Source organism: Pseudomonas sp. GM79, from assembly GCF_000282495.1.
In the GTDB taxonomy this organism is placed as follows: domain Bacteria; phylum Pseudomonadota; class Gammaproteobacteria; order Pseudomonadales; family Pseudomonadaceae; genus Aquipseudomonas.
Genome location: NZ_AKJE01000036.1, coordinates 25,914 through 39,686 on the forward strand (window position 1 = coordinate 25,914; position 13,773 = coordinate 39,686).

Annotated in this window: 14 protein-coding genes; 10 read left to right on the top strand and 4 right to left on the bottom strand. The window is 60.7% G+C overall.

What is annotated here, in order from left to right:
- Positions 1-175: 175 nt before the first annotated feature.
- The 4 genes from PMI36_RS18645 (at position 176) to PMI36_RS18630 (ending at position 3,383) form a co-directional block, all read left to right on the top strand.
- Entirely contained in the window at positions 176-1,831 is a 1,656-nt protein-coding gene (locus tag PMI36_RS18645) for a Na/Pi cotransporter family protein (RefSeq protein WP_008070687.1), read from the top strand.
- The gene (locus tag PMI36_RS18640) at positions 1,819-2,172 is read left to right on the top strand and encodes a DUF2493 domain-containing protein (protein ID WP_008070688.1); all 354 of its coding nucleotides are present in this window, start codon (positions 1,819-1,821) and stop codon (positions 2,170-2,172) included. The genes PMI36_RS18645 and PMI36_RS18640 overlap by 13 nt, the downstream gene beginning before the upstream one ends.
- 37 nt (positions 2,173-2,209) lie before the next feature.
- Positions 2,210-2,983 carry a hypothetical protein gene (locus tag PMI36_RS18635; RefSeq protein ID WP_008070691.1) on the top strand — a complete coding sequence of 258 codons (774 nt, stop codon included), beginning with the start codon at positions 2,210-2,212 and terminating at the stop codon, positions 2,981-2,983.
- Between the two features lie 103 nt (positions 2,984-3,086).
- Positions 3,087-3,383, top strand: coding sequence for a DUF2388 domain-containing protein (locus tag PMI36_RS18630; protein WP_007907925.1), 297 nt, complete (start codon positions 3,087-3,089; stop codon positions 3,381-3,383).
- Positions 3,384-3,448: 65 nt separating this feature from the next.
- On the opposite strand, the gene PMI36_RS18625 is transcribed toward PMI36_RS18630, so the two are convergent.
- Positions 3,449-4,381, bottom strand: a complete 933-nt coding sequence (locus PMI36_RS18625; protein ID WP_008070697.1) for a pyridoxal-phosphate dependent enzyme — start codon at positions 4,379-4,381, stop codon at positions 3,449-3,451.
- A 245-nt stretch (positions 4,382-4,626) separates the two neighbouring features.
- Here PMI36_RS18625 and PMI36_RS18620 point away from each other — a divergent pair, with 245 nt between their 5' ends.
- A complete protein-coding gene (locus PMI36_RS18620) occupies positions 4,627-5,286 on the top strand; it encodes a methyltransferase family protein (protein WP_008070698.1) in 660 nt (219 codons plus the stop codon).
- A 106-nt stretch (positions 5,287-5,392) separates the two neighbouring features.
- Here PMI36_RS18620 and PMI36_RS18615 read toward each other — a convergent pair whose 3' ends face one another.
- On the bottom strand, positions 5,393-6,061 hold the full coding sequence (locus PMI36_RS18615; RefSeq protein ID WP_008070699.1) for an HAD-IA family hydrolase: 669 nt from the start codon (positions 6,059-6,061) through the stop codon (positions 5,393-5,395).
- 75 nt (positions 6,062-6,136) lie between these two features.
- On the bottom strand, positions 6,137-6,544 hold the full coding sequence (locus PMI36_RS18610; protein ID WP_008070707.1) for a response regulator: 408 nt from the start codon (positions 6,542-6,544) through the stop codon (positions 6,137-6,139).
- Positions 6,545-6,961: 417 nt separating this feature from the next.
- Between PMI36_RS18610 and PMI36_RS18605 the strand changes: the two genes are divergently transcribed.
- The 4 genes from PMI36_RS18605 to PMI36_RS18590 all read left to right on the top strand — a co-directional run bounded on the left by PMI36_RS18605 (position 6,962) and on the right by PMI36_RS18590 (position 11,623).
- Positions 6,962-7,495: a sigma-70 family RNA polymerase sigma factor gene (locus PMI36_RS18605; protein ID WP_008070710.1), complete on the top strand. Its 534-nt coding sequence runs from the start codon at positions 6,962-6,964 to the stop codon at positions 7,493-7,495.
- On the top strand, positions 7,488-8,024 hold the full coding sequence (locus PMI36_RS18600) for a FecR family protein (RefSeq protein WP_008070713.1): 537 nt from the start codon (positions 7,488-7,490) through the stop codon (positions 8,022-8,024). The genes PMI36_RS18605 and PMI36_RS18600 overlap by 8 nt, the downstream gene beginning before the upstream one ends.
- 218 nt (positions 8,025-8,242) lie before the next feature.
- Positions 8,243-10,606 (top strand): TonB-dependent receptor domain-containing protein, encoded by a 2,364-nt coding sequence (locus PMI36_RS18595; RefSeq protein WP_008070715.1) that lies wholly within the window; start codon positions 8,243-8,245, stop codon positions 10,604-10,606.
- A 78-nt stretch (positions 10,607-10,684) separates the two neighbouring features.
- Complete coding sequence (locus PMI36_RS18590) at positions 10,685-11,623, top strand: class I SAM-dependent methyltransferase (protein ID WP_032830297.1); 939 nt, start codon at positions 10,685-10,687, stop codon at positions 11,621-11,623.
- A 135-nt stretch (positions 11,624-11,758) separates the two neighbouring features.
- Here PMI36_RS18590 and PMI36_RS18585 read toward each other — a convergent pair whose 3' ends face one another.
- Positions 11,759-12,532: a helix-turn-helix transcriptional regulator gene (locus PMI36_RS18585; RefSeq protein ID WP_008070717.1), complete on the bottom strand. Its 774-nt coding sequence runs from the start codon at positions 12,530-12,532 to the stop codon at positions 11,759-11,761.
- Positions 12,533-12,643: 111 nt separating this feature from the next.
- On the opposite strand from PMI36_RS18585, the gene PMI36_RS18580 reads away from it, so the two are divergent.
- Complete coding sequence (locus PMI36_RS18580) at positions 12,644-13,747, top strand: polyamine ABC transporter substrate-binding protein (RefSeq protein WP_008070718.1); 1,104 nt, start codon at positions 12,644-12,646, stop codon at positions 13,745-13,747.
- Positions 13,748-13,773: the final 26 nt, after the last annotated feature.

Consider the following 13,773-nt stretch of genomic DNA (forward strand, 5'->3'; position numbering starts at 1 on the left):
CGCAATCCCTGTGGGAGCGGGCTTGCTCGCGAAGGCGGTGTGCCAGGCGACATGAATGTTGACTGATGCTCCCTCTTCGCGAGCAAGCCCGCTCCCACAGGTTTCGTGTTTACCGCACCATCCCTCCGGCCCACGGGTCGTCAATAAATGCAGTACGCAAAAAGGGAGAGTCCTCATGTCGGGAGCTACTCTACTGATCAACCTCGCAGGCTCCATCGCCCTGTTGTTGTGGGGCACCCATATGATTTCTTCGGCGCTGTTGCGCGGCTTCGGCACGCCACTGCGTCAGTGGCTGGGCCACAACCTGAATAACCGCTGGATGGCTTTGCTGTCCGGCATCGGCATCACCGGCGTCCTGCAAAGCAGCACCGCCGTCAGCCTGATGGCGACTTCATTCACTGCTGCCGGGACACTGGGATTGGCGCCGGCACTGGCAGTGATGCTCGGCGCCAACATCGGTTCGACCCTGGTGGTGCAACTGCTCAGCGCCGATGTGTCGATGCTCACCCCCATGGTTTTGCTGTCGGGCCTGATCGTCTTTCGGCTGCGTGATGACTCGCGCTACGAAAGCGTCGGTTGCGCGTTGATCGGCCTGGGGCTGATGCTGCTGGCCCTGCGCATGCTCGGTTCGACGCTGGCAGAAGTGCAAGGCACGCCGATCTTCCAGCTCATCATGCAAAGCCTTGATGGCGACCTGCTGATTGCCCTGCTGGTGGCACTGATCCTCACCTGGCTCTGCCACTCCAGCGTGGCCGTGGTGCTGCTGATCGTCTCGTTGGCCGCCACCGGCATGCTCTCGGCCAGCACGATTGTCGCGCTGGTACTGGGGGTGAACATTGGCGGTGCGCTGCCCTCGGTCATCAATGCCGGTTCGAGCGTTGGCCGACGCCTGCCGCTGGGCAATTTGCTGGTGCGGGTGGTCGGTGCCCTGGCGGTCTTGCCGTTTGCCGGCTTGCTCGCTCAAGCGCCGCTCGCGCCCTCGACACTGGTGGTATGCCTGCACACCGGTTTCAATCTGCTGCTGGGGTTGGTGTTCATCGGCCTGACCGACGTGCTCGCCAATGCCCTCACCCGACTGTTGCCGGCGCCTGAGCGGGATGTCGACCCTGGCATGCCGCACTACCTGGATGAGGCCGGTCTGGAAGTGGCCAACATCGGTTTGTCGAATGCCGCCCGCGAAGCGTTGCGCATGGCCGACATGCTCTCGGCCATGCTCGGCCGGACGCTTCAGCTGTTCCACACATCGCTACCGAGCTGCGCCGATGAAGTGCGGCGCATCGATCAATCCCTGGACCTGCTCAGCGCGGCGATTCGGGCTTATCTGGCCGACATCGGCAAGGAGGGCATCAGTGACTGCGATGCCGACCGCTCCCAGGAAATCCTCACGTTCGTGATCAACCTCGAACATGCCGCGGACATTCTTTCCAGCAGCCTCGCACAGCTGGCCATGCGCCGCTTGCGCCGGGGTGAACAGTTCTCGGCCTTCGAACTGGACAACATCGCCCCGCTGCACGATGCCGTGCTGGACAGTTTGAGCCTGGCGATCACCGTGTTCCTGCGCGAAGACATCGCCACCGCGCACCAACTGATCCATCGCAAGGAAATCGTCAGAAGGCTCGAAGCAGAAGCCAGCCGCGAGCACTTTCGCCAGTTGCAGGAAGACAAAAGTACCTGGGCGGAATCCGGCGATATTTTCCAGCGGGTGCTGCGTGATTACCGGCGTGTGCATCACCACATCGCCGCGCTGGCGTATCCGCTGCTCGAACGCGCCGGTGAGCGCTCGATCGAGAGCATCGATCAGGCAAAGGAAAACCCGTCATGCGCCTGCTGATCTGTGCCGGGCGTCATTACGCCGACAAACGTCTGTGCCGACGGGTACTCGACGCCTTCCAGCGCATGCACTCGGTGCGTGTGCTGATTCATGGCGGCAACCGCTTTCTGGGCGGCGAAATAGAAGAGTGGGCCCGGGAACAAGGCGCCGACATTGTGCGCTACCCGCCCAATTGGCAGCGATACGGCAAATCGGCCGAACGCCTGCGCAACCACTTCATGTTGCTCGACAGCCGACCGGACGTAGTGATCGCCCTGCCCGGCGGCGAAGACACCGAAGAACTGCTCGCCCAAGCCCGGGCGGCCGGTTTGCAAACTTTATCGGTAGGAGATCGGAGCTGACCCGCTGCCTGCCATCGAAGACTTCAAGGTAAACCTCATGCATAAACCAACACGTCACTTCATGTCCCTTGTACGCAGCCTGCCGCCATCGCAAGGCCGGAAGGTGCGGCGCAATCTGTTGTTCATCAGTATCACCCTGAGCCTGATCACCCTCCTGACCGTGATCTCCAAGGCCCACGCGGCCGGCGGTGCGTACGTGGTGGACGACGCCGCGATCAATGCGCCGGGCGAATGCAACATCGACGCCTGGTACCAGAGCGGTCGGCATAATCACTCATCCAGCAACGCAGTGCTGTCCCAGGACTGCACGCTCAAGGGACTGCCCAACCTGCAACTTGGCGCGGCCATACAGCACAGCCGCGATGACGGGGATTCGGAAACTCAACTGAGCCCGCAATTCAAAACCCTACTGTTCTCCCGCGAAGACCTCGGCATTCAATTGGCGCTGGCAGGGTCAGCGCATTTTGCCTTCAATCGTGACCACACCTTCGATGGCGCCGACCTGAACCTGCCATTCACCTACCAACCGATTGAAGCATTACGCCTGAACGTCAACGCCGGCTGGGCCCACGCCTATGACGACGGCGAGCAAAACCATCGCTGGACCTGGGGCACCGGCGTCGAGTATGACCTCGCCAGGTCCTTGTCTCTGGTCGCCGAACGCTATGGCCAGCAAGGGGGCGAACAGGCCTGGCAGGCCGGGCCGCGTTTGCACATTGGCGAGCGGGTCGATGTCGATCTGCTGGTCGGCCGCGACCTGACGGGGGAGCGTGATCAGTGGCTGACCACTGGGGCTACCGTACGGTTCTGAGCGCTCGCCTGTGCCTATATCGAATCGGCAGGGAACTCCTGAGCATCGACAGGCATCCTAAATTATGTGTGTTACTTCCTTTACGCTTTCGGAGGACGCCGTCATGCGCCGTCTATTGCTCATATCTTCACTAGTGCTTTGTTTGCCCGTTGGTTCGGCCATGGCCGATGTAGAGGCAAAAGATGTCGCCACCTCGGCCGGTATCTCCGCATCGCTGTACTCGACGTTCAAAGATGACAAAATCGTGATTCCCGCCCGGGATGACGCCTCTAGCTTCGTGGCAAGTGGCGGTACGATTCGCGGCGCTTATCTGGAGTCGGTGTTGAAGCAAATTCGACAAGATCACCCCGACCTCCAGGCCAGCGATGAAGACTTGGCCAAAGCGATCCTCGCTCAATAAGGCCCGGTCGCTGAAACCTGCAAAAATCAGCCGTGGGGCTCGCAACACGGGATAGTGTTCGGGCCCTAGGTTGCTTGCGTCCCAGTGGACAGGCGCGCCCAGCCGGCGACCAATTGCGCGCTGATGCTGACGCCGCCGCACACCACAATCACCACATCATGGGCCTCGGCGATCGCCGGATGGTCGAGGTATGCCACCGCCAATGAGACGCCGCACGCCGGCTCGACCAACTGACGCAAGTCGTTGGCGTAACGAACCACGCCCATGATCGCCTCATCATCGCTGAGCACCACGCATTCATGCGCAAAATCGAGGATGTGTTGCACCGGCCAGGCCGCCACCTGCGCCGCGCCAAGTGAGGTGGCGACGGTATCGATGCGCGGCAATCTGACCGGGTGGCCGGCACTGATGGCAGCCGCGAAAGACGCCGCGCCCCGGGTTTCGCAAGCAACGATTCGACAATCCATGCGCTGATGACGGATCAGTCCAGTGAGCAGGCCCGCCAGCAAACCTCCGCCGCCCACCGACGTCACCAACACATCGACCTGAGGACAGTCCTCGAGAATTTCATCGATCATCGTGCTGTGCCCTTCCCACAACACCGGATGATCGAAGGCCGGCACGTATTCAGTGTCCGCGCCCTTTGCGAGTTCTTTCGCCCGTTGATTGGCTTCGTCCCAGACCTTGCCATGAACGATCACCTCGGCACCGGTTTTCCTGATCCTGGCACGGGTGGTTTCCGGGGTGGTGTTCGGCACCACGATGCAGGCTTTCAGCCCCAGGCTGGCGGCGGCCACGGCGGTGGCCAATCCGGCATTCCCCCCGGAAGGACAGACCACTTTGCGCTTGCCCTGCTCCGCTGCCTGACTGCACAGCAGGCCCATGCCGCGCAGTTTGAACGAGCCGCTGGGTTGCAGGTTTTCCAGCTTGAGCCAGATTCGCCGGGCCGGGGTCGACAGACCCGGGTGCAGAATCAGGGGCGTTCTGATGTGAAGCATCATGTGCTCCTTGTGACGCTCCCGGCCCAGCGAGATGTTCAGCGCGCCGGGAGTGAATAGATGGAATCATCCTTATCCAAGCTTAGTTCACCCAGCTCCACGGCTACCGTTGTGGCGATAACGCGCTGCCCCGCGTAGGAGCTGCCGCAGGCTGCGATCTTTTGATTTTTGAGCGATATTGATAGGGTCAAGGTCAAAAGATCGCAGCCTGCGGCAGCTCCTACATGTCCTTTGCGAAGTCAGTCATGAAAATCTCGGCCAAACTCGCGTTTTTCACCCTCGTCAGCACCCTTGCCTACCTCGCTCTCGCGGTGTTCGGGCTGGGCGGGTTGGCAGCTTTTTTCTCGCACCCGCCGTTGGTGGTCATTGCGCTTGCAACCCTGGTGATGGCGATCGTGTCTTGGTTCAGCGAGGGCAACCTGAGCTCCGGCGAGCGCGAAGACCGCGCCAATCGCTGGGTGCTGCCGGTTTTCGGGGTGCTCGGGTTGTTGAGTGGGTATCTGCCAGCCTATACCGACCGGATCGACTTCTGGACCTTCGGTGGCGAGGGCGTGCGTTGGCTGGGCGCGCTGCTGTTCATCGGCGGCGGAGCGCTGCGGATGTGGCCGGTGTTTGTGCTGGGCAAACGCTTCAGCGGTCTGGTGGCGATTCAGCCGGGGCACCGTCTGGTCACCGACGGGATTTATCGGACCTTGCGCAACCCCAGCTATTTGGGGCTGTTGATCAATGGCGTGGGCTGGGCGCTGGCCTTTCGTTCCGGGGTCGGGTTGCTGCTGGTGGCGCTGATGTTGATCCCGCTGATCGCCCGCATTCGCTCTGAAGAAGCGCTGTTACGCGCGCAGTTTGGCAGTGAATATGAGGCTTATTGCGCCCGTAGCTGGCGATTGATTCCGGGGATTTACTGAACCCACCACAATCTACTGTGGGAGCGGGCTTGCTCGCGAAGGCGGTGTATCAATCGACATCAATGTTGAATGATGAACCGCTTTCGCGAGCAAGCCCGCTCCCACATTAAATTGTGTACAGGCTGATTTGGCTGTGGAGATCCACTCGCGCCTCGACCGAGTCATAACCGGCCAAAGTTGCATGCGGGGTCTGGAGCGGATGAACGTGTGTCGCGGTGATGACCATGACGTGGGCACCCGCCGCTTCGCCCGCACGAATCCCCACGGCGGCATCTTCGAAGATCAGGCACTCGGTGGGCTCGACCCCTAACCGACTGGCGGCCAGCCGATACCCCGCAGGGTCGGGTTTGCCGGCGCTGACATCTTCGGCGGTGACCATTACCAAAGGCTCGGGAATGCCTGCCGCCGCCATTCGGCGCAGGGCCAGCGCCCGTGGTGCGGAGGTGACGATGGCCCATCGATTGGCGGGCAGCGACTTGAGGAAACTCGCTGCGCCAGCCACCTCGACAATCCCTTCCACATCCTCGATTTCCGCTTCGGTGATCCACGCGGCTTCAGCTTCAGCATCCACCCCGGGCAAGGCCAGACGAGTGATAGTGTCGATGGCGCGTACGCCGTGGATGGTCGGCAGGAAGGTATCGACATCGACCCCGTGGCGCAGGGCCCAGGTGGTCCAGATCCGCTCGGCGGCAGCGATGGAATTGAGGACAGTTCCGTCCATATCGAACAGAAAGGCGCGGTACGACGTGTTGAACACGGAGGCTTGAACGGACAAAGGGCGATTTCCAGAACCAGGCGAATGTTGTCAGGCAATGTACATCACCCAAGTAGGAGCTGCCGCAGGCTGCGCCTACACGGTCCGGTTCGAATGCAAGGCGTTTTGCACACAATCGAGCAACTGTCCCACCGCCCAGGGTTTCTTGATGAACGAAACATGATGCTTGACCCCGGAGCTTTTCGGGGTTTCGAAGCCGGACATGATCATGATCGGTTTGTCTGGCCAACGGTCGCCGAACTGATTGGCCAGGTCCGCGCCATTGAGTTTGCCCGGCATGGTGATGTCCGTCAGCAACAGTCCTACCTCCGGCGCGTGCTGCTCCAGAAACTGCGACGCGGCGTCCGCGCTGATCTGTGGTTCAACCGCAAAGCCCTCCTCCTGAAGAATTTCGCAAAGAAACTCCAGAATCAACGGGTCGTCCTCCACCACAAGAATCAAACCGTCAGACAAGTGTGCGCCCGCCGTTGATACTGGACCCATGATTGTGCCACTCCCTGATTGTGTAAAAAGTTCGCAGGTTCAAATCCGCCACCTACAGGTATGAGCAGCGGACTTCGTGGAAATTCATTTTTGATACAACCGGACGACGAAATCAGCTGGAGCGCATTCTTTGTAGCAGCTGGCGAAGCCTGCGTTCGGCTGCGAAGCAGTCGTCAGGCCGGCTGATGCGGTCCTCTGGTTTGACGACTGCTGCGCAGCCGAACGCAGCCTCGCAGGCTCGACAGCTGCTACAGCCGAACGCAGGCTTTGCCAGACAGAATGAGTCGGTTTTGATGCCGGTTTCATCGCGTCTGGCTCATGTTCTCGCATCAGACTTGAACGTCGCGCAGCAACATGACAGCATTCGCAATTGCAACAGCTTCCCATTTGCGAATTATCTTCGTTCGAGGTTTCGTCGTGTCGGGTCAGTCCGCTTCGTCCCTTTCCGAGCTTTACCGTGGGCATCACGGCTGGCTGTTCGGCTGGCTGCGCAAAAAGCTCGGCTGTCCTGACAATGCGGCCGACATGGCCCATGACACCTTCGTCAAACTGCTGGGCCTGGACACTTTGCCGACATTGCAGGAACCACGGGCCTATTTGCTGGTGGCAGCCAATCGTCTGCTGATCAATCAGTATCATCGGCGCCGGGTCGAGGAAGAGACCCTGCGCAGTATGGTCGTTCTGCTCGATCAGCAGGCCCAACAAGGCCCGGAACAGATCATTGCCGTGCGCCAATTGCTCGGCAAAGTGCTGTTGCTATTGCTCGAAGAGCTGGACGAGAAACCGCGCAAGGCTTTTCTGATGGCGCGTGTCGATGGCTGTTCCTATGCCGAAATTGCCAGACACCTTCAGGTCTCCGAAAGCAGCGTCAAGCAGTACCTGGCGAAGTCGCTCGCACACTGCCATGCCCGTTTGTTCGACGCCTTGCCCGAGGGGTTGAGCGATGACTGAAATCCTCACCCAGGATCAGATCCGCGAGCAGGCGGCCCATTGGCTGGTGCGTCTGGACGAGGTGCCCTCACCTGAAGTTCTGGCCGAATTCAACGCCTGGCACGCTGCCGATGTGCGCCATGCGCAACTGTTCGAACAACTTCAGCAGCTTTGGCAATCCTTCTCTCCACCACCGAAAGCCCGGCCCCGTCGTGCCCGCCTGATGGGCGCAGCTCTGGTGTTACCGGTGGCGATCGCCGTCGGCCAGTGGCTGCCCGTGCAAAACTGGATGGCGCCCTCCACGCAGACGATCGCTTCGACCCCCGCCCGGCTGATTTTCCACGACAGGCCACTGCCCGAAGTATTGGCCGAAATTGATCAGCATCGCCGGGGAGTTATCTGGGCGTCGGATGCGCAATTGCAAACCCTGCGCTTTACCGGCGTGCTGCCCGCGCAAGACAGCGATGCCGCACTGGCCTTGTTGCAGGCGGCCTTGCCGATTCATATCGAGACTTACAGCAAATACGTGGTGCAGGTGCGGCGGCGCTGACCCTGAGCACGATTATCTTTTGATCTTGATTTGTGGCGATAAGGAGACCGTCAAAGATCAAAAGATCAAAAGATCAAAAGATCGCAGCCTGCGGCAGCTCCTACGGGGGATAACCGAGCAAACGGCGGCGCTCCCCAAAAAAATCTTCAAGACAACTGCCCGATTTCATTTCAGCCCGGTCATTGGAGTTAATACAGTCGATTCCATGAGCAACAACAATGACCAACCAGACCTTCTCCCTCTTTCGCCTGAGCGCTCTGGCACTTGCCTTGAGCTGCGCTGTACCAGCCTTCGCCGACTCTGCGACAGACACTTATCACTTCGAACTGGGGAGCCAGCCGCTGGACACGGCACTGACGGCACTGGCCACGCAGACCGGGCTATCCATCGGCGTCGACGCGGCGCTGCTGCGTGGCAAAACAGCGCCGTCACTCAAGGGTGATTACAGCACCGAACAGGCACTCAATAGCCTGTTGCGCGACAGTGGTCTGCAATGGCGCTTCAGCGGAAAAAACAGCGTCACGCTACAACCGGCTCCGACGCCCCTAGAACTGGGCAGCGGCTCGCTGTCACTGTCCGACACCGTGGTATCCGCCACACGCAGCGAGGCCAGCATCGCCTCGATTCCCGGCACCGTGCAGTTGATTCAGGCAAAGGAGATCGCGCAACAATCCGCTGCCGGGCGCAAGGTGGCCGATATTCTCGGCACGCTGGTGCCCGGTCTGGCGCCCTCCTCCGGCACCATGAGCAACTACGGCCAGACCATCCGCGGGCGTAACGTGCTGGTGCTGATCGATGGTGTGTCGCAGAACGCCAGTCGCGACGTTTCACGCCAGCTCAACAGCATCGCGCCGTCGAGTATCGAACGCATCGAGGTGGTCTCCGGTGCCAGCAGCCTCTATGGCGCAGGCGCCTCGGGAGGCATCATCAACGTCATCACCAAGCGTAACGAGGGGCAATCCCTGGCGATGAGCAGCCGCGTAGGGCTCAGCACCGCCGACAACCTCAATCGCAAAGGTTTTGCCTACGAAGTGTTCCAGAGCGTGACCGGACGCCAGAACGCCTTCGACTGGTACGTGTCCGCCGACCTGTTGCAACGCAACGACCAGTTCGACGGCAACGGCAACCGCATCGCCCAGGAAGCGTTTCAGGGCAGCAACATGGACACTGAGAGCCATGACCTGCACGCCAGATTCGGCTTCGATCTGGATGACGATCGACGCCTGAGCCTGTCCCTGCAGGAGTATGAGGACAAACAGGACACCGGCTATGTGGCCGGCTCTCGCAATGGCGAGTCGGTCGCGATCAAAGGGTTGCAGTTGAGCGACCAGCCGTTCACCCATAACCAGGCGGTGAACTTCAATTACAGCGATCGCGATCTGTTCGGCCAGCACTTGATGGTGGAAAGCTACTGGCGCAAACAGCAAGCGCGGTTCTTCCCCTACAACTGGGGTGCCAATGCCGGGGTCGTGGCTTCCGAGAGCGAAGCCGAGGTCTATGGCCTGCGTACCGCCGTGGAAAGCACCCTGCCCTCGATTGGCAGCGCCACCGGCAACCTGGTCTGGGGCGCCGACTTCGAGAACGAACAAATCAGCCAGCAGGGCGACCGTTATCGCGTCGACGGCTTGGCCTACACGCCGACAGGCCAGCGCTACGCCTTCGGCCCGGACATTGAAACCAACACCACGGCGCTCTTCGCTCAATCGAGCTGGGATATCGGCGACTGGACCCTGCGCGGCGGTGCGCGGCACGAGTGGATTCACAGCGATGTTGCCGACAGCATCGCCTTCGGTGGCATTTGGCAAGCAGGCGTGACCGAGGTGTTGCCCGGCGGCACGCTGAAGTACGAGGACACCCTCTACAACCTCGGTGCGGTCTACCACATCAGCAGTGAGCAGGATGTGTTCGTCAACTTCAGCCAGGGCTTCTCGCTGCCCGATGTGCAGCGCTTCTTGCGTGATGTGCGCGGCAGTTACAACATCCAGGACCTCAATGCTCAGGCGATCAAGGTCGACAGTTACGAGCTCGGCTGGCGCGGTGACTGGGAGTCGTTGCAGGCCAACGTCACCCTGTTCGAGAACCGTTCGGACGTGACGCAGTACTACGACTCCGTCACCCGTGCGCAACGGCTGATCGATCAGAAAGAACGCGTGCGCGGTGTCGAGACCAGCCTGACTTATCACCTCGATCAAGCCTGGTCGCTGGGCGGAACCTACGCCTGGACCAAAGGTGAAACCCGTCAGAACGGCGAATGGCTCGACCTGCCGGCCACGCGCATCTCTCCGGCCAAAACCACCGCCTTCGTCGCCTATGAGCAGGACGACTACAACCTGCGGTTGCAGGCGATGCGCCTGGACAGCTACGACGCCGGTTTTCAGGATGGCAACGGGCGTAAAATCGAAGGCTATACCACGGTCGACCTGCTGGCCGGCGTGGAGCTGCCGGTGGGCAAACTGGACATGGGCGTCTATAACTTGAGCGATCGCAACTACGAAACGCTCTACATGCAGGCCAATGCGGCCGCGCCTTACCCTCATGCCGAAGGGCGTCGATTGGCGCTCAGTTATTCGGTGGATTGGTAAACGCGCGCGCTGTTCGTTCGTGGAGGGGGCGAATTGTGGTTAAAATGCCGCCCCCCTATGCACGGCCGACTTTTCCCGATGAACCCAGATGCCCTCTCCGTCCTCCACGACCATTTGCTGACAGCGCTTGCGGCTGCGCCCGCAGAAACCCGTCGGCTGTTCCACGGCCGTGGCCGCTGCTGGCCGGGGCTGGAGCAATTGACTGTCGACTGGCTGCAGGGCGTGGTGCTGGTCTGTGTGTTCAAGGAACCGCAAGCGTCGCAACTGGACGATTTGAAGCAGCGGCTGATGGCGATCACGCAGTCGCCTGCATGGACGACATCCGGCGCGCATACCTTGCTGTTGCAACATCGATACCTGCCGGAAAGCACCACCGAATGGCTGCTCGGGGAGCCGATCGACGAGATGACGATCACCGAGGGCGGCCTGCATTATCGCGTGGATCTGGGCCGCAAACAGAACACCGGCCTGTTCCTCGACATGCGCTACGGCCGCGATTGGGTGCGGGCCAATGCTGATGGCAAGCGGGTGTTGAACCTGTTCGCCTATACCTGCGGGTTTTCGGTGGCTGCCATTGCGGGTGGCGCTACGCATGTGGTCAATCTGGACATGGCTCGCTCGGCCCTGAGCCGTGGCCGCGACAATCATCGGCTCAATGGGCATGACTTGAGCAAGGTGAGTTTTCTCGGCCATGACCTGTTCAAGTCATGGGGCAAGGTCATCAGCAATGGTCCTTACGATCTGGTGATCATCGACCCGCCGTCCTTTCAGAAAGGCAGTTTTCTGCTGACCAAGGATTACCAGCGCGTGCTGCGCCGCCTGCCAGAATTGCTCAGCCCACAGGGCGCGGTGCTGGCCTGCATGAACGATCCGGCGTTCGGTGCGGACTTTCTCATCGATGGCGTCACCCGCGAAGCGCCAAGCTTGCGGTTTGAGCAGCGGCTGGAGAATCCGCCAGAGTTTCCCGATGCCGATGTTGAGTGCGGGTTGAAGGCGTTGGTGTTCAGGCAGGGGTAGTTCGATCAAAAGATCAAAAGATCAAAAGATCGCAGCCTTCGGCAGCTCCTACGGGGGTTGGGTACACCCATTACATTGAGGTTGCATACGGTCAATGTAGGAGCTGGCGAAGCCTGCGATCTTTTGATCGTTGATTCAACGCGGCTGCAACACCAGCGCAAACAATTCCCCATGCCCATTCACATTAAGCTTGTGATAGAGATTGCGCCGATGCACCTTCACCGTTTCCGGGGAAATACCCAGTTGCTGGGCGATGGCTTTGCTGGAGAAGCCCTGGAGAATCAGCCGCGCCGTTTCGACTTCGCGCACCGATAAACGCGCGTCGAAGCGATCCAGCAGGGTCGCCAGATCGCCGGCCACGGTCTCGGCGGTCGGCCCTTCCGGGGGCATCAGTTGCAGGTGACGGCGCATGGCCGCCAGCACCCAATCGCGCACGCACAGCAGACGGCCCTGCTCTTCAAGGGTGAACGTCGTCGAGCGGCCCAACGATAAACCGAGTACCGCGCCGTCGACGTTGACCATGAACTGCAACTCGTCGCTACCCACCACCGAGCGGAAGTAGCTCAGGTAATACTCGCTCTGCTGAAACTGGTCGGGAGCCACGGCGGCCAGGCTGTGCAAGCCATCGGCAATACCGGCGCAAGCGGCCTGGTAGAACGGGTCGAGCAGGTACATGCCGGCGCTGTAGTCCGCCAGTTCTTCATGCTCGTCGGCGCCACCCTTGGAGTCGAAATCAATCAGCAGCCGTGGCACTCGCCCCGATCGCATTACCGCGACCAACGCGTTATCCAGTGGCACCAATAGCCGTAGCGTATCCACCAGCGCACGCCAGAACCCGTCCTGACCCAGCGCCGCAAAGACCCGCGCCAACCCTTGGTGCACCGGCAATTCTTTGAGCAACGCGTCCACGCCCTACCCCTTTCGAGTAACCCATGATGGGAATGGGTGAGTCCCCCGCCTGCCGATACGCTGCAAGCACCTGATCATCACCGGCCTGCAGCAGGCCAGGAGTGCCGCATCATGAGTTGTCATCGCTCGCATATCAACCTGGGACTGGGCGCCTGTTTGTGCGCTTCGCTTTCGGCGATCGCCGCTGACGCCCCCACCGTGAACGTCTACAACTGGTACGACTACATCGGCCCCAACACCTTGCAGGATTTCAAGCGCGACACAGGGATCCAGCCGGTTTACGACACCTTCGACAGCGCCGAAGTCCTGGAAGGCAAACTGCTGACCAGCCGCAGCGGCTACGACGTGGTGGTGGCCAGCAACTTCAGCCTGCCGACGCTGATCAAGGCCGGGGCACTTGCACCACTGCCCCGCGCGCAAATGCCTGACTACAAAAACATGGATACCGCGCTGCTGGCGAAACTGGCCAACAACGATCCGGGTAATCAGTACGCTGTGCCGTATCTGTGGGGCACCAACGGCATCGGCTACAACGTCGACAAGGTCCGCGCCGCATTGGGCGACAAGGCGCCGGTGGACTCCTGGGAGCTGGTGTTCAACGAAGCGAACCTGGCCAAGCTCGGCGAGTGCGGCGTGGCTATGCTCGACTCGCCTTCGGAGATGCTGCCGGTCGCGCTGCATTACCTGGGCCTGCCACCCAATAGCACCAACCCCGAGGACTACAAGAAAGTCCAGGCGCTACTGCTCAAGCTGCGCCCGCACATTGCCTACTTCAATTCTTCAAAATTCATCAGCGACCTGGCCAACGGCAACATCTGCGTGGCGGTGGGTTGGTCCGGCGCGATGCTGGAAGCCAAGACCAACGCCGAACAAGCAGGCAATGGTGTGAAGATCGCCTACAGCCTGCCGAAGGAAGGGGCGCCGGTGTGGTTCGACACCTTGGTGCTGCTCAAGGACGCGCCGCATCCGCAGCAAGGCCTGGCGTTCATCGACTACTTGATGCGCCCCGAAGTCATCGCCCCGGTCACGGACCATCTGTCCTATCCCAACGGCAACCGTAGCGCGACCAGCCTGGTGGCCGAGGCGACTCGCAACAACCCTGCCATTTACCCGCCGACCGAGGCCTTGGCCAAGCTGTTTACCCTTGAACCTCTGCCCAAGGCGACCGAGCGCGTACGCACTCGCGTCTGGAGCGCCGTGAAGAACGGTCAGTGATCCTACGCAATCCATGTGGGAGCGGG